This is a genomic window from Nitratireductor arenosus (assembly GCF_009742725.1).
Classification (GTDB): Bacteria; Pseudomonadota; Alphaproteobacteria; order Rhizobiales; family Rhizobiaceae; genus Mangrovimarina; species Mangrovimarina arenosa.
The window spans coordinates 1,291,975-1,310,063 of record NZ_WPHG01000001.1 but is presented as its reverse complement, the minus strand read 5'-3'; the positions used below and the strand labels follow the sequence as shown (position 1 = coordinate 1,310,063).

The window sequence follows — 18,089 nt, the reverse complement described above, 5'->3', positions numbered from 1 at the left end:
GCCTAGGCGAACCTTTTGCGCCCTGATGTGTTATCGAAGGGGGAATAACGGGATTTTTCGATGAACATGTTCGAATGGGGCGGATACCGCCGCCCGGCGTCTAGGGCGGCTTTGGATCCCGACTTGTTGCTTGCGCGCGGCGCGATGATTGCCCTGCTCTTGATCGGGCTGTTGGGTTTCGTCTTCATGCTGGTCGCGGGCAAGTTCATTCTGGCGCCGCTGTGCCTGGCGATCGTCATCGGGTTGATGCTCGGACCGATCGCCACCCGGCTGGAAAAGCGCGGCCTGCCGTCCTGGCTGTCGGCGGCGATCGTTTGTCTGCTGTTTGTGGCGCTGGTCGCGCTGTTCGCCGCCGCTTTGATCGGGCCTTTGTCCTACTGGACCGGGGAACTGCCGCGCATCTGGCAGAAACTGCAGATCCAGCTCGCCCAGCTTCGCGAACCCATCAACACGCTTCGCGACGTGCAAAACGAGTTGCGCACGGTCACCGGCGGGTCGGGCGTCACGGTGGAGGTCGACGAGGGCGGCGACGTGACCGACATCGCGATCATGGCGCCGGCGCTCGGCGCCCAGGTGCTGCTTTTCCTGGCGAGCCTGTTCTTCTTCGTCGCGACGCGCCACGATATCCGCACAGGTATTATGAAGGTCGTCATCAACCGCCGCCTGCGCTGGCGCACCGCGCATATCTTCAGGGATGTCGAGACCCTGGTGTCGCGCTACCTGCTGTCGATCGCCGTCATCAATGTCGCGCTCGGCATCGCGGTCGCGCTGGTGCTTTGGATCATCGGCGTGCCGTCACCGGCGCTGTGGGGCATGCTGGCCATGCTGTTGAATTTCGTCGTCTATATCGGGCCGGCGATCATGGCCGGACTGTTGTTCGCCGTCGGGTTGGCAACGTTCGATACGCTTGCCGGCAGCTTCGTGCCGCCGCTGGCCTTCCTCGCCGTCAACCTCATGGAAGCGCAGTTCGTCACCCCGATGGTGCTCGGCCGCACGCTGACGCTGAACCCTTTCATGGTGCTTTTGGCGCTCGCGTTCTGGATCTGGGTGTGGGGCCCAATCGGTGGTTTCATCGCCATCCCGGCATTGCTGATCGCCTATGCCGTCTTCAGCAACCTCGTCCCGATCGGTCCGAAATCGCCGCGCTGAAGCATGGTCCTTTCCGAAAGCCGATGTCGCTTTCGGGATTGCATCCGAAAAAAAACCGGCGGCCCCGGACCCATCAGGTGAAGCGGATCGCCTGCAGCTTGCCGCCATTGCGTTTGAGCCAGGCCCTGGCCTCGTCGGTGCGCGGGCACAACGTCCGACACAGGCTCCAGAATTTCGGCCCGTGATTCATTTCCTTCAGATGCGCCACCTCATGCGCGACGAGATAATCGATGACGGTCGGCGGCGCCATCATGATACGCCATGAAAACGACAGCACCCCGTCGGCGGTGCATGAGCCCCAGCGGCTCGTCGTATCGCGATAGCGGATCGCCCGGGCGGGCCGACCGACCGCGCCGGCATGGCGGGCGACCAGCGCTTCGATATCGCGACGAGCCTCGCGCTTGAGGAAATCGGCCAGGCGCCGGGACAGATGCCTGCGCTCGCCATGAACGATCAGCGCCGGATCGCCGGCATCGGTCGCGACCTCCACCGTGCCGCGGCGACCCGGTTCGTGCACGATCACATGCGGCACGCCGCGCAGCGGGATCTTGATGCCGGGACGGACCTGCGGCCGGTCGGGAAATTTCTCCAGCCGCGCTTCGAGCCAGCCGCGATGGGTTTCCAGAAAACGGTCGACTTCGCGCGGCGGCAGGCCGGGCGGCACCGTCACCCGCAGCCCCTGGCCGCCGGCGTCGATCCTGAGCGTCAGGCGTCGGGCGCGCTCGTTTTCGACAATCTTGAGCGGCAGCGCGCGTCCCGCGACATCGTGCGTGCGCTCGATCGGAGCGGCACGCTTGGCGCGGGCGGGCGGTTTTCTCAATCCGGAGAACATGGAGCGACGTTAAGCGATTCGATGGCGAAGCGGGAGATCGTCATGATGCCGCGGACGACACCGCGATAGCGCAGTTTTCCTCGAACCTTTTTTCACCCTGCGGCGACCAAGCATCAGCGCCGGGATCGGCCCGTCGCAAAAAGGGAAGGGAACACCATGTTCAGGAAAATAGTCATGCTGACGGCCGTCGTTTCGCTCGCCGCCTTTGCGACGTCGCTCGCTGCGGACGCCTATGCCCGCGACGGAGGCGGACCGCCGGCGCACGTCTACAAGCGCTCCAAGCCGGCCAAAACCACAAGACCCGCGACCACGTCGTCGGTCGAAACCGACCGGCAGGGCGGCGAAAAGCCCGAAAAACGCCGTCCGGCCAGCAAGTCATGTCCCGCCGGGGGAAGCCGTACTCAGTGCGACAACCGAGGCGGGCGCTGACCGTCCTTGCTGCGGCCAACAAAAAACGGCGTCGCTGACGCGGCGCCGTTTCGCGTTCGTTCCTGACCGGTCTTTACTCGTCGAGTAGACCGGTAGACTTGTCCTCGCTCGACTTCTCGCTGCGTCGGCGCTCGCGGTCGGCCATGAAGCGGTCGAACTCTTCCTGGTCCTTGGCCCGACGCAGTTCGCGCAGATAATCGTCGAACTCCTCGCGCATTTCTTCCAGCTTGCGCCGTTCGGCCTCGATGCGCTCGAGCTCTTTGCTGCGCCAGTCGTCGAAGGCGACATTGCCGGTATGCGCATGGCGGCCATAACGACCACCCTTGCGCGGGCGGCAGGCCGCGAAAAGGCCATCCGTCGCCTCGTTGACGTCGCGCTTGAAACCATCGAGCCGATCGCCCCACAAGATGTAAGCGAGCATGGCGAGGCCAAGCGGCCAGAACACGATGAAGCCAAGCACCATCAGCGCAATCGTCGCCGGCGTCCAGGCCGGGCGGATCAGTGCACTCGTGGTCATATTTTCCGGTTCCTTCCGTTCGAAACAGCCCATCCGGCTGCATGATTTCGAGATGGGCACAGGGCGGAGGCGTTTCAAGATAACCGCCAGGTGAAACCGGGTAACATATTAAGAAATTTATCTTTTTTCAGGCGCTCCGCTGACGGCCGGTGGCTTTTCAGCGCCTCCGACCCAGCGCCGCTACTGCGCAAAAGCCGGTATCGGCACCAAGGTGACGGTCGTCAGTTCGAGCCCGCGCGCGTGGCGAGATCGGCGACCGCACAACGCAGAAGCGCGATATCCTGCGGCCGCGACAGCCGGTGATCGCCATCGCGGATCAGCGTCAGCGTGACATCCTCGGCCGGGAGATGGTCGACCAGTTTCAGCGCATGCGCATAGGGCACGTCCGGGTCCTGCATGCCCTGCAGGACCGTCACCGGGCAATGGGTCTCGATCAGGCCGGTGAGCACGCGGTTGCGCGCGCCGTCCTCAAACAGTGCGCGGGTATAAAGGTCGGGCTCGGGCCCATACTCGGACGGTTCCTCGAAATAGCCCTTTTGCTCCAGGTCGCGGCGATGGCGGTCCGTCAGGTGCGGTTCCATCAGTTCGACGGTGAAGTCGGGCGCCGGCGCGATCAGCACGAGGCCGGCGACGCGATCGTCGGCACTGCCGCGATTGAGTTCCTGCACCATGCGCAGCGCGATCCAGGCGCCCATCGATGAGCCGACCAGGATCTGGGGGCCGTCGGTGAACTGACGAAAGACCGCCAGGCTTTCGGCCAGCCAGCGCGAAATCGTGCCGTCGCGGAACGCGCCGCCGGATTCGCCGTGGCCGGAATAATCGTGCCGGACACAGGCATGGCCGCTCTCGGCCGCCCACAAATCGAGCTGCTCGGCCTTGGTTCCCAGCATGTCGGAGCGATAGCCGCCAAGCCAGACCAGCCCGGGAGCGCGGCCCCGGCGGCGCCTGACCGCGATCGGCACGCTGTCGACATCGAGCATTTCCGTGGGGTGTTGTGCCATGCGCTGTTCTCCGGGCGCCCTTTTGGCACAGGGTACGGCGCCCGAAAAGGCCCGCCTTTCACCTTGCCGCCGGTCCAAGCGGGAAGATGGTTTTTTTTGCGCCTTCGTGCTATTGACATGGCCCCGAACGCACCGACATAGACCGCTCGATGCCTGGGGCGGGCCGGATTGCCGTCCCCGAACGTCAACGGAACAAGGAGAACACGACCATTCGCAGACCTTACAAAGCCGCGGCCCCCGTCAAGGAAGGCCCGCGCGCCAATCGCGACATCCGGGCCCCCAGGGTCCAGCTCATCGACCCCGACGGACAGAACCGGGGCGCTGTTTCCATTCAAGAAGCCCTGGAAGCGGCCGAGGATCTCGGGCTCGACCTGGTCGAGATCGCGCCGAATTCCGATCCGCCGGTGTGCAAGATCATCGATCTCGGCAAGCTGAAATACCAGACCCAGAAAAAGGCGGCCGAGGCGCGGCGCAACCAGAAGGTCATCGAGATCAAAGAGATCAAGATGCGCCCGAATATCGACGACCACGATTACGAGACCAAGATGAAGGCCGTGCGCCGGTTTTTCGAGGAAGGCGACAAGGTCAAGCTGACGCTGCGCTTTCGCGGTCGCGAGATGGCCCATCTGGAGCTCGGCATGCAGCTTTTGAACCGGGTGCGCGCCGAAGTCGAGGAAATCGCCAAGGTCGAGGCCGAACCCAAGCTCGAAGGCCGCCAGATGATGATGGTTCTTTCTCCGCGATGAGCCGACCGACGGCCACGGGCGGCATCGGTCGCGGCCCGTGGCGCCGGCGGCAGAACGCCTGACGCCGGCGCTGCCAGGAGGTGCCGGGCGGGGTCGGCTTGCGATTGCTGGGCTCCCGACCGCGTGATTTCCAGCGGGCTTCTTGCCCCTTGCTCTCCGACGCCCCAGTCGTTATAAGGCCGCGTTCAAAGAGCCGCCCGGCAGGGCATGCCGTGGCGGTTTCTTATGCTTTCCGGATGCTGGTCCATCCGGAGCGTCATAACCTCGCTTGCGAGGCAAATAAGAAGAGGAAAGCAAAATGCCCAAGATGAAGACCAAATCGTCGGTCAAGAAGCGGTTCAAGGTGACCGCGACCGGCAAGGTGAAGGTTCAGGCCGCTGGCAAGCGCCACGGCATGATCAAGCGCTCCAACAAGTTCATCCGTAACGCACGCGGCACGACCGTTCTTTCCGATCCGGACGCCCGGATCGTGAAGAAGTTCATGCCCTACGGCCTTTGAAACGCCGGACGCTGCAGGAAGAGATTTAAGGAGAGCATGTCATGGCCCGCGTAAAGAGGGGCGTTACCGCCCACGCCAAGCACAAAAAAGTTATGAAAGCCGCCAAGGGTTTCTACGGCCGGCGCAAGAACACCATCCGCATCGCCAAGCAGGCGGTCGAGAAGTCGCTGCAATACGCCTATCGCGATCGCAAGAACCGCAAGCGCAATTTCCGCGCCCTGTGGATCCAGCGCATCAATGCCGGCGCCCGCGAGCACGGCCTGAGCTATGGCCGCCTGATCGACGGTCTCAACAAGGCCGGCATCGAGGTCGACCGCAAGGTTCTCGCCGACATGGCGGTGCACGAGCCGCAGGCCTTCGCGGCGCTGGTCGCCAAGGCGAAGACCGCGCTGGAATATCTGAAAGACACGACCCCGAACGCTTTTGAGCGCGCTGTAGCCTAACCAGCGCCTTCCCAAGCTTTCGAAAACTGGTATTTGGGAAACCCGCGCTGGCAGGGCCGGCGCGGGTTTTTCCGTGTGAGGCGCAAGACACCGATCCGGCCGACCGGATCGCGAAACGGTACCGACAAAGGCAAGCGAGCAAGGCCGTGACCGAACAGATGACAGACTTGAAAACGCTTGAGGCGACTTTGCTGGCCGAGATCGCGGCCGCATCCGACGAGGCGGCGATCGAAGCCGTGCGCGTGTCGGCCCTCGGCAAGAAGGGCTCCGTCTCCGAACGGCTGAAGATGCTGGGGACGATGTCGCCGGAGGAGCGCAAGCAGATGGGCCCGGCGATCAACGGGCTGAAGAACAGCGTCGGCGAGGCGCTGGCCGCGCGCAAGGCCGAACTGCACAAGGAGGCGATCGCCGCGCGCCTGGCGGCCGAAACCGTCGACGTCACGCTGCCGGTGCGGCAGGCGCCGGCCGAGCGCGGCCGCATTCATCCGATCAGCCAGGTGATCGACGAGATCACCGCGATCTTCGGCGATCTCGGCTTCGCGATCGCCGAGGGGCCCGACATCGAGACCGACTATTACAATTTCACCGCGCTGAACTTCCCCGAAGGCCACCCCGCGCGCGAAATGCACGACACGTTCTTCTTCCCGCCCGGCGAGAACGGCGAGCGCAAGCTGCTGCGCACCCATACCTCGCCGGTGCAGATCCACACCATGGAGGCGCAAAAGCCGCCGATCCGCATCGTCATTCCGGGCAAGACCTACCGGCAGGATTCCGACGCCACCCATTCGCCGATGTTCCACCAGCTCGAGGGGCTGGTCGTCGACCGGACCTCGACCGTGGCCAACATGAAATGGGTGCTGGAGGAGTTCTGCAAGGCGTTCTTCGAGGTGCCGTCGCTCAACATGCGCTTCCGGCCGTCCTTCTTCCCGTTCACCGAGCCGTCGCTGGAACTCGACATCCAGTGCGACCGGTCCAGGCCGGGCGAGGTGCGTTTCGGCGAGGGCTCCGACTGGATGGAAATCCTCGGCTGCGGCATGGTCCATCCCAACGTGCTGGGAATGTCCGGGCTCGACCCGGACGAATATCAGGGCTTTGCCTGGGGCATGGGCATCGACCGGATCGCAACGCTGAAATACGGCATGCCGGACCTGCGCGACTATTTCAACGCCGATACGCGCTGGCTGCAGCATTACGGCTTCCGCCCGCTCGACCTGCCGACGCTGTTTGGAGGGCTGAGCACGTGACCGACACCCCCCACACCGGCGGCTGCCGCTGCGGTGCCGTGCGCTTTTCCGCCTCGGTCGCGCCGCACCACATCAGCTATTGTCATTGTCACGACTGCCGCCGCGCCGGCGGCGCGCCGGTCTCCGCGTTCGTCGGCTTCAAGAAGGAGTATGTGACGTTCGACGGCGACACGCTGAAAGCCTTCGAGAACGGCCCGGTGGCGCGCAGCTTCTGTGGGGTCTGCGGTTCGCCGGTCGCCTATGTCGACGACCGGCTGGCGGACGATGTGTGGATCGCACTCGGCGCCATGGACCAGCCGGCCGCCTACAAGCCCAGCCATCACGCCTATGTGCGCGAGCAACTGCCGTTCGTGCATATGCCGGATTCGCTGCCGCGACACGTCAAATTCAGCGTACCGAGACCGACGGAAGACACGCAATGAAATTCACCCTTTCCTGGCTCAAGGACCATCTCGACACCGACGCCTCGCTCGACGAGATCGTCGAACGGCTGACCATGATCGGGCTCGAGGTCGAATCCGTCGACGACAAGGCGTCGCTGAAGCCGTTCGTGATCGCCAGGGTGCTGACGGCCGAAAAACACCCCGACGCCGACAAGCTCAAGGTGCTGTCGGTCGACACGGGCAGCGGCGCGCCGGTGCAGGTGGTGTGCGGCGCCCCCAACGCGCGCGCCGGGCTGGTCGGCGCCTTTGCAGCGCCGGGCGCCTATGTGCCGGGCATCGACGTCACGCTGTCGGTCGGCAAGATCCGCGGCGTGGAGAGCCACGGCATGATGTGCTCGGAACGCGAATTGCAGCTTTCCGATGAGCATACCGGCATTATCGACCTGCCCGAAAACGCGCCGGTGGGCGCGTCCTTCGCCGCATGGGCCAAGCTCGACGATCCGGTGATCGAGATCGGCCTGACGCCGAACCGCCCCGACGCCACCGGCGTTTACGGCATCGCCCGCGACCTCGCCGCCAGCGGGCTCGGCACACTCAAGTCGGGCGCGGTCGAACCGGTCGAAGGCGAGGGCAAATGCCCGGTTTCCGTCACGCTCGAGGCGCCCGATCTGTGCCCCGGCTTCGCGCTCAGACTGGTGCGGGGGGTGAAGAACGGGCCGTCGCCGAAATGGCTGCAGCAGCGACTGATCGCCATTGGGCTCAGGCCGATCAACGCGCTGGTCGACATCACCAATTACGTTACCTTCGACCGCGGCCGGCCGCTGCACGTGTTCGACGCGGCCAAGGTGAAGGGCAACCTCGTCGTCCGCCGGGCGAAAACCTCCGAAGAAGTGGGTGATTTGGTTGAAGAACGGTTCTTGGACCTGAAGAAGAGAGGATTGGGTGTCGAGCTTCTGACTGAATGGGAGTCATACGGTCTCACTAGAATGGCTTCCGCTGTGTACGAGTTATATGAGCGTATTGAAGCTCTCGACGGCTATGGATACGAGCTGACGCCCGACATGTGCGTGATCGCCGACGACAACGGCGTGGAATCGATCGCCGGCATCATGGGCGGCGAGCTTTCGGGCTGCGAGGACGGCACCACCGACGTGCTGATCGAATCCGCGCTCTGGGATCCGATGGCGACGGCGCGCACCGGCCGCGAACTTGGCATCATCACCGACGCACGCTACCGGTTCGAACGCGGCGTCGATCCGGAGTTCATGGTCGCCGGCCTGGATCTGGGCACGCGCATGGTGCTCGAATTCTGCGGCGGCACGCCGAGCGAACCGGAAATCGTGCTGGGCACGCCGACCGCCAAGGACGGAGAGATTGTCGGTGAAACCGGCCACCATTACCGCGAAGTCGACTTCCCGCTGTCGGAGACCAAGCGCCTGACCGGCCTGGACGTGGAGCGGGCCGAAAGCATCGCCATCCTGAAGCGCCTCGGTTTCGTTCCGAAAGGCGCGACGGACGGCGCGGTCGTGCGCTTCGTCGTGCCGTCCTGGCGCCCCGACGTCGATGGCAAGGCCGATCTGGTCGAGGAGGTGATGCGCATTCACGGCGTCAACCGGATCGCGCCGGCGCCGCTGCCGCAGACGACGGCCGTCGGCAGCCGCATCCTGACCACGCTGCAAAACCGCACCCGCGCCGCGCGCCGCGCGCTGGCCGTGCGCGGCATGATGGAGGCGGTCACCTGGTCGTTCATTCCCGAACGCCACGCCGCGCTGTTCGGCGGCGGCGCGCCGGCGCTGAAACTGTCGAACCCGATCGCCGCCGACATGTCGGACATGCGGCCCTCGCTGCTGCCGGGCCTGATCGCGGCGGCGCAGCGCAACGCCGATCGCGGTTTCGGCGACATCGCCCTGTTCGAGGTCTCGGGCACCTATCAAGGCGACCGGCCAGAAGACCAGCGCCGGGTCGCCGGCGGCATCCGCCGCGGCACTGCCACGCTGGAAGGCGCGGGCCGGCACTGGGCCGGCAACGCGGCTTCCGTCGGCGTGTTCGACGCCAAGGCCGACGCGCTCGCCGCGCTGGAGGCGGCCGGCGCGCCGGTCGACAAGCTGACGATCGAGGCCGGCGGGCCGGACTGGTATCACCCCGGCCGTTCCGGCACGATCAGGCTCGGGCCGAAAAACCTGCTCGGCACGTTCGGCGAGTTCCATCCCGATACGCTGGAGGCGCTCGACGCGGCCGGGCCGATCTGCGGCTTCGAGGTCTATCTCGACGCCCTGCCCGAACCCAAGGCCAAGGCGACCCGCACCAAGCCGCGCCTCGACCTGTCGCCGTTCCAGGCGGTCAAGCGCGATTTCGCCTTCGTCGTCGACAGAAGCGTGGCCGCCGGCGCACTCACGCGCGCGGTCGCGGCGGCCGACAAGAAGCTGATTGCCGGCGTGTCGGTGTTCGACGTGTTCGAGGGCGCCGCGCTCGGGGCTGGCAAGAAATCGGTGGCGATCGAGGTCGCCATCCAACCGCAGGAGCGCACGCTGACCGACGAGGATTTCGAGGCGCTGTCGGCCCGGATCGTCGCCAACGTCGAAAAGCAGACCGGCGGCGTCCTGCGCGGCTGAGGACGCCGGCCGCCCCGCCCGTTGCGACGGCCGGGGCTTGCGCAGTCGCAGCCCCTCTTAGCGGCCCGGCGGGGAGTGCGCGGCATCTTTTCATAACGATCGGCGAGCGATAGGCTGAACCCGTCGTTTCGAGGGAGATGGCCGTTGTTCCGCTGGGGTATCCTGTCCACCGCCAAGATCGCCCGCGATCATCTCCTGCCGGCCATGCAGGACGCGCAAAACGGCGTCGTCACCGCGATCGCCAGCCGCGATCTCGCCCGCGCCCGCGCGCTCGCCGACCGGTTCTCCGTGCCGCATGCCTTCGGCAGCTATGAGGACCTCCTCGCCTCGCCGGATGTCGACGGCGTCTATATTCCCCTGCCGACCGCGCAGCATGTCGAATGGGCGATCAAGGCGGCGGATGCCGGCAAGCATGTGCTGGTGGAAAAACCGCTGGCGCTGGAGGCCGGTGATATTTCCCGCGTGATCGCGGCGCGCGAGCGCAACCGCGTCGTCGTCAGCGAAGCCTTCATGGTCGTCTATCACCCGCAATGGCAAAAGGTGCGCGACCTGGTTCGGGAGGGCGGCATCGGCCGCCTGCGCCACGTGCAGGGCGCGTTTTCCTATTTCAACATCGATCCCGACAATATGCGCAACAAGCCCGAACTCGGCGGCGGCGCCCTGCCCGATATCGGCGTCTACCCGACCGTGACCACCCGCTTCGTCACCGGTCAGGAGCCGCGGCGCGTTCAGGCGACCGTGGCGCGCGATACGAGGTTCGCAACCGACATCTATGCCAGCGTGAAGGCCGATTTCGGCGCGTTCGAACTCTCCTTCTATTGCTCCACCCAGATGGCGTTGCGCCAGTCGATGGTGTTCCACGGCGACAGAGGTTTCATCGAGGTGCACGCGCCTTTCAATGCCGGCGACTACGACCATCATCGCGTCGAGCTGCACGATCAGACCCATGCCGAAGCGACCGTGTGGCGCTTTCCGGCAGCCCGGCAATACCGGCTCGAGGTCGAAGCCTTCGCGCGGGCGGCGACCGGCGAGGACGTGCCGGTGTTCACGCTCGAGGACTCGGTCAAGAACCAGAAGCTGATCGACGCGGTCTACCGCGCCGGACGCCACGACGGCTGGGAGCCCGTCTGAGCGCCGGCGCGTGCCGCTCGCACCACCGGAGGCGGCGCGGCCTTGCTCCCGCCAAAAGCCCGCGCTTTGATGCGGTCGGGTCTGGGTGGTGACAATGCATTTCGACCAAAAACGCATAGCGGGACGTAACGGGCGCCGATTGGCCGGCGGGCTGCTGCTCGGCCTGTTCCTGGCGGGTGCGCCGGTCTTTTTGCATGCCGGTCCGGCCGAGGATGCCGATGCGCAGGCAATGGCGGTCCAGCGGCTGATCGACGACGGCCGGGCCGCCGATGGCGAGGCCCTGGCGCGCGCCGCGGTCGCCGCGGCGGAGACGGATATCGGCGCGGACGCGCTGGCGACGGCCAATCTCTACCGGCTGCTCGGCGACACGCTGTTCGAGCAGCGCCGCTACGACGACGCCGAACCCTATTTCCGCAAGGCGCTCGCCGTGCGCAGGGCGACGCTGGCGCCGAACGATCCGGAAATCGCCCGCTCGGCCAACGATCTCGCGGTGACGCTGAAATCCACCGGCGCCTACCAGGAAGCCGAAAACCTCTATCGTCAGGCGCTCGCCATTCGCCAAACCGCGCTCGGCCCCGATCATCCCGACGTGGCGAAAACCTGGTTCGGCCTGGCCCGGCTTTTCGACGCCAGGGGCGACCATGCCGACGCCGCCGGCGCACTGGAGAATGCGATCGCGATCGGGGCAACCGCATTCGGTTCCGACCACAGGACCGTTATTTCATGGCGCGGCGAACGCGCGTTCATGCTGCATTTCGCCGGCGAATACGATGCGGCGGAGCCGGCCTATCGGGCGGCGATCGCGGCGGCAGAGGCGACATTCGAGGAAAGCGACGCCCATCTCGCCTCCTACCGGCAGGGTTTCGCAAATTTGCTGTTCGAGACGCGGCGGGCGGGCGAGGCCGAACCGCTTTACCGCGCGGCACTTGCCGCGCGCGAAGCCGCTCTCGGCCCGGACCATCCGGCGGTCGCCGCCTCGCTGGAGGGGCTCGGCCGGGCACTCGAGAAACAAAAGAAACCCGACGAGGCGGTCGCCGCATACCGGCGCGCCCTGCCAATCCGCGAGGCGACCGCCGGTGCGACGGCAACGGCGACCGACGCGCTCCTGATGCGGCTCGGCGTGGCGCTGATGGGCGGCGAACAGGCCGACGAGGCGGAGCGGGTGTTTCGCCGGCTGCTCGACCTGCGCGAGCGCGTGCAGGGTCCGGAGGCGGCCGGCGTCGGCGAGGCGGCGCGCTGGGTCGCCAATGCCGCCAACGCCGGCGACCGTTCCGCCGAGGCCGAAATCTTCGCCAAGCGGGCGCTGTCGATCAGCCTGGCCACCCGTGAGGCGGACGATCTGCTGACAGGCTTCGACTTCCTCGTACTCGGGCTGCTTTACTCCGGCCAGCAGCGCTTTGCAGAGGCCGACCCGCTGTTGACGCGGGCGCTGTCGATCATGGAGACCCATGGCCAGCAGAGCGAGGAGATGATCCTGACGCGTACCGCGCTCGCCTATACGCGCTTCAGCCAGCGGCGGGTCGACGAAGCGGCGACGCTCACTCAACGTTCGCTGGACGCGGTGACGGCGGCGCGCGGCGCCAAGGATCCGACGGCGGCCGAGCTGATGCTGACGCTCGCCTATATCCGGCTCGAGCAGAAGGCGCCGGCCGCGGCCGAGCGCCTGACCACGGCCGCGCGCGCCATCTATCGCGACATTCCCACCCGGCAGCGTTCCCTCATCCGCGCCGACAGCCTGCTCGGCCGGATCCGGATGGCCGAAGGCCGGTTCGACGAAGCAGGCGAAAAATTCGCCGCGGCACTCGCCTGGCTGCGGGGGCGCTTCGGCGCCGACAGCGCCGAAACAATCCCGACGCTGGCCGACCTGGGAGAAGCCGATTTCATGCGCGGCGATTTCGCCGCCGCACGGATTGCGCTCGAACGCGCGACCGCGCTCACCGAGCGCCTGGCCGCGATCAATGCGCAAAACGCATTCGCCAACCGGACCGGCACGATCGAGGATCAGGCGATCGCGCGCGGCGCGATCTTCGATCATCTAATCAAGACCTATTCGCGCCTGTCGCAGGAACAGCCGCGAGATCGGCACACTTATGCCGAAAAGGCCTTCCTGGTGGCGCAGCGCGTCATCGATTCGCGCGCGGCGGTCGCGCTTTCGCAACTCGGCGCCCGTCACGCGGCCGGAAACGGCGAGCTCGCCGGACTGGTAAGGGAACGACAGGATCTGGTCGAGCAATGGCAACGGGACGACCGCCGCCTCACCGCCCTGCATGCGCAGGACCCTTCGGGCAACAGCCCGGCAAGGATCGCGACGATCGAAACCGCGCTTTCCAAGACCGATCGCCGCATCCGGGCCATCGATGCGCGGCTTGCCGAGGCGTTTCCAGATTTCGCCACCCTGCGGCAGCCGGCGCCCAGCGGTTTCACGACCGCCCGGGCGGCGCTTGCCGAGGACGAGATTCTTCTGTTCTACGCCGATACAAGCCCGCTCGGCACGGTCGATTTCGAGACCTATCTGTGGGCGGTTCCGAAACGGGGAACGCCGCGCTGGATCAGGCTCGACAGGCCGAGCGGCGCCTTGGCTGCGGATGTGCGGCGGCTGCGCGGAATGCTGGGCGTGGGGCCGCAGGCGCGCGGGGCGCAATCGCTGGTGGCGACCGACGAGCCCGACCGCGAGGGCGCCGTGCTTGCCATCGCGGCCGGCCTTTACCAGGCAATGCTCGCGCCGGTCGCCGAGATGATCGCCGGCAAGAAACTGGTGATCGTGCCGTCGCGAAGCCTCGCCAGCCTGCCCTTTCACCTGCTGGTGAGCACGGCGCCGGAAGCCGGTCGCGCCGCGCGCTACCACGAAGCCGGCTGGCTGTTGCGCGATCACCCGATCGCGGTGCTTCCTTCCGTGTCGTCGCTTGCCGCGCTGGCTGCCGTCGCGCACTCCGGCGACGAGCGCGTCCCCTATCTCGGTTTCGCCAATCCGCTGCTGACCGGGCCGGGCGACGACGATCGGCGTGCCTTCGCGCGTACCGATTGCGGGCCGGCGGCGGCCGGCGGTCCAAAAGTGGCGCGCGCATCCATGCCGACGCTTTCGTCGCTGTTTCGCGGCGCGGTGGCGGATGTCGGCGCTGTGCGCCGGCTGGCGCCGTTGCCGGAAACGACCGACGAGGCCTGCGCGATCGCGCGGGCGCTACGGGCCGGCGACGACGCCGTCTATCTCGGCCGGGCGGCAAGCGAGGCCGGGGTCAAGCGTGTGTCGGAAGAAGGTCGGCTCGCCCGGGCGCGCATCGTGCATTTCGCCACGCACGGCCTGGTCTCCGGCGATCTGTCGGGCCTGGCCGAACCCGCCATCGTGCTGACACCGCCAGCGACGGCGACGGCGCGCGACGACGGGCTGCTGACGGCCTCGGAAGTGGCCACGCTGAAGCTTGACGCGGACTGGGTGATCCTGTCGGCCTGCAACACCGCCTCCGGCGACGGCGGCGGCGAAGCGCTGTCCGGTCTGGCGCGCGCCTTCTTTTATGCCGGCGCCCGCGCGCTGCTGGTGTCGCACTGGCCGGTCCAGTCGGATGCTGCCGTACGGCTGGTGACCGGCGCGGTCGCGGCGATGGTGGCCGATCCGCGGGTCGACCGCGCCGAGGCGCTGCGCCGCGCCATGCTGGCCGAAATCGAGGCCGGCGGCACCCGTGCCGATCCCGCCTCCTGGGCGCCGTTCATCCTGGTCGGCTCGGCGCACTGACGGCGACGAATGCCGGCCGCGCCATAAGAAACGGCGCCCCTTTGCAGGGGCGCCGTAGTCTTTCAGGCGATATCGCCTGTCTCTCAGGCCGGCTTGCGGAACAGCTGGATGCCCCAGGCCAGATGACCGGCATCGGCCGCCTTGACCCAGTTCTCGAGCCCGACCGCCATCTTGTCGAGATAGTCGCTCGAGGCGCCGCTTTCGCGCAGCTTGTCGTAATTGGCCAACAACTCCTCCCGCACCCGGAAATAGTGGGTGCGCAGATCGCCGGTCAGGTCCTGCTGCGACACGATCTCGAAGCCGAGCGCCCGCGCGGCCTCACGATAGAAGCGGAACGAGCCGAGACTGTTCAACTGCAGGCGATCATAGACCGGCTGCAACACGCCCTCTGGCACGTCGTCGGCCTGCATCGGGTCGGTGAAGACGAAATGGCCGCCGGGCTTGAGCACGCGCCAGACCTCGGCCAGCACCTTCTCGCGCTGGTCGGAATGCAGGATCGCGTCCTGGCTCCACACCACGTCCTGGCTGGCATCGGCCTCGGGAATATCCTCGAAGACACCGTGCACGACGCGGATCTTGTCGGCGAGGCCGGCACGCCGGTTCTTGTGGCGGTTGGTGTCGTTCTGGGTCTCGGAGATGTTGAGGCAGGCCGCCTCGTTGCCGAATTTCTTGACCATATGGCGCATCGAGCCGCCATAGCCGGCGCCGATGTCGAGAACCTTGGTGTCGGCATCGATCTTCGGCAGGGCCGCGATCATGCGGTCGACGGTGACCACGGAGGCGTCACGGATGTTCTTTGTGTCCTCGTAAATCCCGATATGGAGGTCCTCGCCGCCCCAGACCGTGGAGTAGAAGGTGTCGGCATCGTCGCCGTCGTAATAATCCTCGGTGACGTCGCGGATATCGGTGTGGCCCTCCTCGCGCGCCTCGCCGCCCCAGCGCACGACATGCAGGGTCGACTTCTCGGCCACGTGGACGAAGAAATCCGGGTCGCTTTCGGCATAGGTCTCCTGGAAGTCGCCGTAGGTACGCACCCGCAGGAAGCCGGCTTCCGACAACAATTTGCGCACGTAATTCTTGCGGATCGGGCACAAATTGAGCGTGTATTCGGCGCCGTCGGGAAAGCTGTATTTGAAGCGCACCAGGCTGTCGTCGATATGCTCGGGCTCGGCCGTGACCTTGTCGCCGCAATAATAGAATTTGTGCTTCGACTTGAAGCCCTCGTCGAGCATGGTGTCGTAATTGCGTTGATCGAGGATCAGGATGCCGTCATGCTTGAGCGCGGCGTAGAACTCCGCCAGTGCGCGGCGGCGGTCGGCCTCGGTGTGCAGATGGGTGAAGGAATTGCCCAGGCAGATGATTGCGTCATATTTGCCCTGGATGTCGCGGTTGAGCCAGCGCCAGTCGGCCTGCACCGTCTTCAGGATCAGCCCGCGCGACTGACCGTTCTGGAACGCCTTGGCCAGCATCGCGGCCGAACCGTCGGCCGAGGTGACGTTGAAGCCGGCTTCGTTGAGGCGCACGGAGTGGAAGCCGGTGCCGCACGCGACGTCGAGCACGGTTTCCTTGCCCCTGGCGCGCAAAACGTCGATGAAGAACTGGCCCTCGCTCTCGGCCCGGGCCGTCCAATTGATGAGTTCGTCCCACTTCTCCACGAACGTCATCACATATTCGCCGCGGTAGAGATCGGTCTCGCGGTCGGCCAGCGGATCATCGCCATAAAGCTGCTGGTCCATTTCCAGCTCGGCATTTGGCTGTTTGAGTGCTGCCTCGTTCATATCGCTCTCCGTTTCGCCTGTGGTTCGCATCGGCCGCAACCCGGCCGGCGAGGCGGGCAACAGCGGCGCGGCCCGGTACGGACCACGCGTAATGGGTGTTGAACGCCTGAGACCCGTCGGTAGGGCGGCGCCTGCCCGCGCACAAACGCGCCCGACGGGCGCGGAAAGAGACTGCGAGAGCAGAGGGTGGCCGAGATTCGGGGCGCCGGAAAAGGGCGCGGCTCCATCGACTGGAGAAGCCACCGTGATGATCGGCGCAGGATATCGTTCGAAAACGACATTGCAAGACCCAATTACGACATTGTCGCCATGGACCGACACAGGGCGGCGCGGGCGCCGTGTTTTCCCGGCGATCTCAGCGGTTTGAGCCGGCACAATATGATGCCCGCGCGCGGACCGTGGCTTTCCTTAGCCGCGCGGTTTCACGACGCGCCGTCGGCCGGCCGGACGTCTCACCACCATACGCCGCCGCGGCGGATGCGGATGCGTGGGCGCCCGGTCGGGCCGGCCAGCATGCCGGAACTGGCGGGACGATCGACGTCTTCATCCGCCAGGATGGTGGCGGTCGGCATCAGCCCGGCAAGGCGCCGGTAGTCCGCCGCTTCGGGTCGTCGACGGCCGATTGAGGGAATGAAACTCGAACGTCGTTGCGGCACGCGGCCGCCCGCATCGGCAAGCACACCCTCCTCCGGCAGGTCGGCCGCGCCCTTCAAGGCCATCAGCCGACGGACACGCTCCTCGGTCGGCGGGTGGGTGCGCAGCACCGAAGGGTCGGGGGTGCGGCCGCCGGGAAGCATCAGGCTTTCCCAAAGCCGCCCTTGCACACGCTCGAGCTTGACCAGCGCAGCGGCGAGCCCCTCGGGATCGCCGGTCAGCATGACCGCGCCGAGATCGGCGTCATATTCGCGTGTGCGCGACAGCGCCATCTGCAACAGGCCGCCGACGGTCGGCGCAGCCAACAGCACGATGACAGCCAACCAGGGCACCTGCGCCTGGTAACCGCCGGCGAAGACGAACAGGTTGAGCACCAGCGAAAGCAAGCCGACCGTCGACATCATCGAGGTGAATCGCGAAACCATGTCGGCGAAAGCCATCACCTTCACGTCCTCGTGGGCGATGTGGCTGATCTCATGGGCCAGGATGGCGGTCAGTTCGCGCAGGCTCATGCGCCGGGCAAGCGCGTCGGTTATCGCGATCGCCGAATCGTCGCGGCGGCCTACGGCAAACGCGTTCATCATGCGCGAGGGTACGACGTGAAGCGTCGGCACGGCCGGCAGCCCGGCGCGCCGGGCAAGCTCCTCCAGGACGGCAATTCCTTGCGGAAACTGCGCCCTCGAGACGGGCCTGGCCTTATACATCGACAGCACGAGACGCGGACTGACCCGGCGCATCGCCACCATGGAGACCGCGCCGATGACCAGTGCATAGACGAGCGCCGCGATGCCGCCGAACGCCCAGGCGCAGACGGCGAGGATCGAAAGGCTGCCGGCCGCGAGCAGCCAGGTGTGCACCGTATTCAGCGCGCGACTGCGTCGCTGCTGGACAAGATCGAGACTGGGTTCAGGGCTCATGCTCACAATATGGGAGCCGGGCGGGGT

General features: G+C 66.3%; 15 protein-coding genes. 10 read left to right on the top strand and 5 right to left on the bottom strand.

The window, feature by feature from the left end:
* Nucleotides 1-60 precede the first annotated feature (60 nt).
* Nucleotides 61-1,149 (top strand): AI-2E family transporter, encoded by a 1,089-nt coding sequence (locus GN330_RS06270; RefSeq protein ID WP_246188510.1) that lies wholly within the window; start codon nucleotides 61-63, stop codon nucleotides 1,147-1,149.
* 73 nt (nucleotides 1,150-1,222) lie between these two features.
* Here GN330_RS06270 and GN330_RS06265 read toward each other — a convergent pair whose 3' ends face one another.
* Nucleotides 1,223-1,981 carry a M48 family metallopeptidase gene (locus tag GN330_RS06265; protein WP_156711749.1) on the bottom strand — a complete coding sequence of 253 codons (759 nt, stop codon included), beginning with the start codon at nucleotides 1,979-1,981 and terminating at the stop codon, nucleotides 1,223-1,225.
* A gap of 156 nt (nucleotides 1,982-2,137) precedes the next feature.
* Here GN330_RS06265 and GN330_RS06260 point away from each other — a divergent pair, with 156 nt between their 5' ends.
* Complete coding sequence (locus GN330_RS06260) at nucleotides 2,138-2,410, top strand: hypothetical protein (protein WP_197435053.1); 273 nt, start codon at nucleotides 2,138-2,140, stop codon at nucleotides 2,408-2,410.
* A gap of 73 nt (nucleotides 2,411-2,483) precedes the next feature.
* On the opposite strand, the gene GN330_RS06255 is transcribed toward GN330_RS06260, so the two are convergent.
* Nucleotides 2,484-2,927 carry a DUF2852 domain-containing protein gene (locus tag GN330_RS06255; protein WP_156711747.1) on the bottom strand — a complete coding sequence of 148 codons (444 nt, stop codon included), beginning with the start codon at nucleotides 2,925-2,927 and terminating at the stop codon, nucleotides 2,484-2,486.
* Between the two features lie 221 nt (nucleotides 2,928-3,148).
* A complete protein-coding gene (locus GN330_RS06250) occupies nucleotides 3,149-3,928 on the bottom strand; it encodes an alpha/beta hydrolase (RefSeq protein ID WP_156711746.1) in 780 nt (259 codons plus the stop codon).
* Nucleotides 3,929-4,137: 209 nt separating this feature from the next.
* Here GN330_RS06250 and infC point away from each other — a divergent pair, with 209 nt between their 5' ends.
* From infC to GN330_RS06210, 8 genes are all read left to right on the top strand, one after another.
* Nucleotides 4,138-4,674, top strand: coding sequence for a translation initiation factor IF-3 (gene infC / locus GN330_RS06245; protein ID WP_106573047.1), 537 nt, complete (start codon nucleotides 4,138-4,140; stop codon nucleotides 4,672-4,674).
* Nucleotides 4,675-4,972: 298 nt separating this feature from the next.
* The gene (rpmI, locus tag GN330_RS06240) at nucleotides 4,973-5,173 is read left to right on the top strand and encodes a 50S ribosomal protein L35 (RefSeq protein ID WP_156711744.1); all 201 of its coding nucleotides are present in this window, start codon (nucleotides 4,973-4,975) and stop codon (nucleotides 5,171-5,173) included.
* Nucleotides 5,174-5,214: 41 nt separating this feature from the next.
* Nucleotides 5,215-5,616 carry a 50S ribosomal protein L20 gene (gene rplT, locus GN330_RS06235; RefSeq protein WP_156711743.1) on the top strand — a complete coding sequence of 134 codons (402 nt, stop codon included), beginning with the start codon at nucleotides 5,215-5,217 and terminating at the stop codon, nucleotides 5,614-5,616.
* A gap of 158 nt (nucleotides 5,617-5,774) precedes the next feature.
* Complete coding sequence (gene pheS / locus GN330_RS06230) at nucleotides 5,775-6,860, top strand: phenylalanine--tRNA ligase subunit alpha (RefSeq protein WP_156711742.1); 1,086 nt, start codon at nucleotides 5,775-5,777, stop codon at nucleotides 6,858-6,860.
* A complete protein-coding gene (locus tag GN330_RS06225; RefSeq protein ID WP_343040321.1) occupies nucleotides 6,857-7,282 on the top strand; it encodes a GFA family protein in 426 nt (141 codons plus the stop codon). Before pheS ends, GN330_RS06225 begins: the two co-directional genes overlap by 4 nt.
* Nucleotides 7,279-9,855, top strand: coding sequence for a YtpR family tRNA-binding protein (gene ytpR, locus GN330_RS24190; protein ID WP_156711741.1), 2,577 nt, complete (start codon nucleotides 7,279-7,281; stop codon nucleotides 9,853-9,855). Before GN330_RS06225 ends, ytpR begins: the two co-directional genes overlap by 4 nt.
* Before the next feature lie 144 nt (nucleotides 9,856-9,999).
* Nucleotides 10,000-10,986, top strand: a complete 987-nt coding sequence (locus GN330_RS06215) for a Gfo/Idh/MocA family protein (protein ID WP_156711740.1) — start codon at nucleotides 10,000-10,002, stop codon at nucleotides 10,984-10,986.
* A 94-nt stretch (nucleotides 10,987-11,080) separates the two neighbouring features.
* Nucleotides 11,081-14,713, top strand: coding sequence for a CHAT domain-containing tetratricopeptide repeat protein (locus tag GN330_RS06210; protein WP_156711739.1), 3,633 nt, complete (start codon nucleotides 11,081-11,083; stop codon nucleotides 14,711-14,713).
* Nucleotides 14,714-14,796: 83 nt separating this feature from the next.
* Here the strand turns inward: GN330_RS06210 and GN330_RS06205 are convergent, their stop codons facing one another.
* Nucleotides 14,797-16,491: a glycine/sarcosine N-methyltransferase gene (locus tag GN330_RS06205; RefSeq protein WP_156711738.1), complete on the bottom strand. Its 1,695-nt coding sequence runs from the start codon at nucleotides 16,489-16,491 to the stop codon at nucleotides 14,797-14,799.
* Nucleotides 16,492-16,943: 452 nt separating this feature from the next.
* Nucleotides 16,944-18,062 (bottom strand): zinc metalloprotease HtpX, encoded by a 1,119-nt coding sequence (locus GN330_RS06200; RefSeq protein ID WP_156711737.1) that lies wholly within the window; start codon nucleotides 18,060-18,062, stop codon nucleotides 16,944-16,946.
* Between the last annotated feature and the right edge of the window lie 27 nt (nucleotides 18,063-18,089).

Excerpts from the sequence above, each read along its gene's own strand:
- GN330_RS06255 (WP_156711747.1), bottom strand. The coding sequence starts at position 2,927 with ATGACCACGAGTGCACTGATCCGCCCGGCCTGGACGCCGGCGACGATT.
- pheS (WP_156711742.1), top strand. The coding sequence starts at position 5,775 with ATGACAGACTTGAAAACGCTTGAGGCGACTTTGCTGGCCGAGATCGCG.
- rplT (WP_156711743.1), top strand. The coding sequence starts at position 5,215 with ATGGCCCGCGTAAAGAGGGGCGTTACCGCCCACGCCAAGCACAAAAAA.
- ytpR (WP_156711741.1), top strand. The coding sequence starts at position 7,279 with ATGAAATTCACCCTTTCCTGGCTCAAGGACCATCTCGACACCGACGCC.
- GN330_RS06205 (WP_156711738.1), bottom strand. The coding sequence starts at position 16,491 with ATGAACGAGGCAGCACTCAAACAGCCAAATGCCGAGCTGGAAATGGAC.
- GN330_RS06270 (WP_246188510.1), top strand. The coding sequence starts at position 61 with ATGAACATGTTCGAATGGGGCGGATACCGCCGCCCGGCGTCTAGGGCG.
- GN330_RS06265 (WP_156711749.1), bottom strand. The coding sequence starts at position 1,981 with ATGTTCTCCGGATTGAGAAAACCGCCCGCCCGCGCCAAGCGTGCCGCT.
- rpmI (WP_156711744.1), top strand. The coding sequence starts at position 4,973 with ATGCCCAAGATGAAGACCAAATCGTCGGTCAAGAAGCGGTTCAAGGTG.
- GN330_RS06260 (WP_197435053.1), top strand. The coding sequence starts at position 2,138 with ATGTTCAGGAAAATAGTCATGCTGACGGCCGTCGTTTCGCTCGCCGCC.
- GN330_RS06210 (WP_156711739.1), top strand. The coding sequence starts at position 11,081 with ATGCATTTCGACCAAAAACGCATAGCGGGACGTAACGGGCGCCGATTG.
- GN330_RS06200 (WP_156711737.1), bottom strand. The coding sequence starts at position 18,062 with ATGAGCCCTGAACCCAGTCTCGATCTTGTCCAGCAGCGACGCAGTCGC.
- GN330_RS06250 (WP_156711746.1), bottom strand. The coding sequence starts at position 3,928 with ATGGCACAACACCCCACGGAAATGCTCGATGTCGACAGCGTGCCGATC.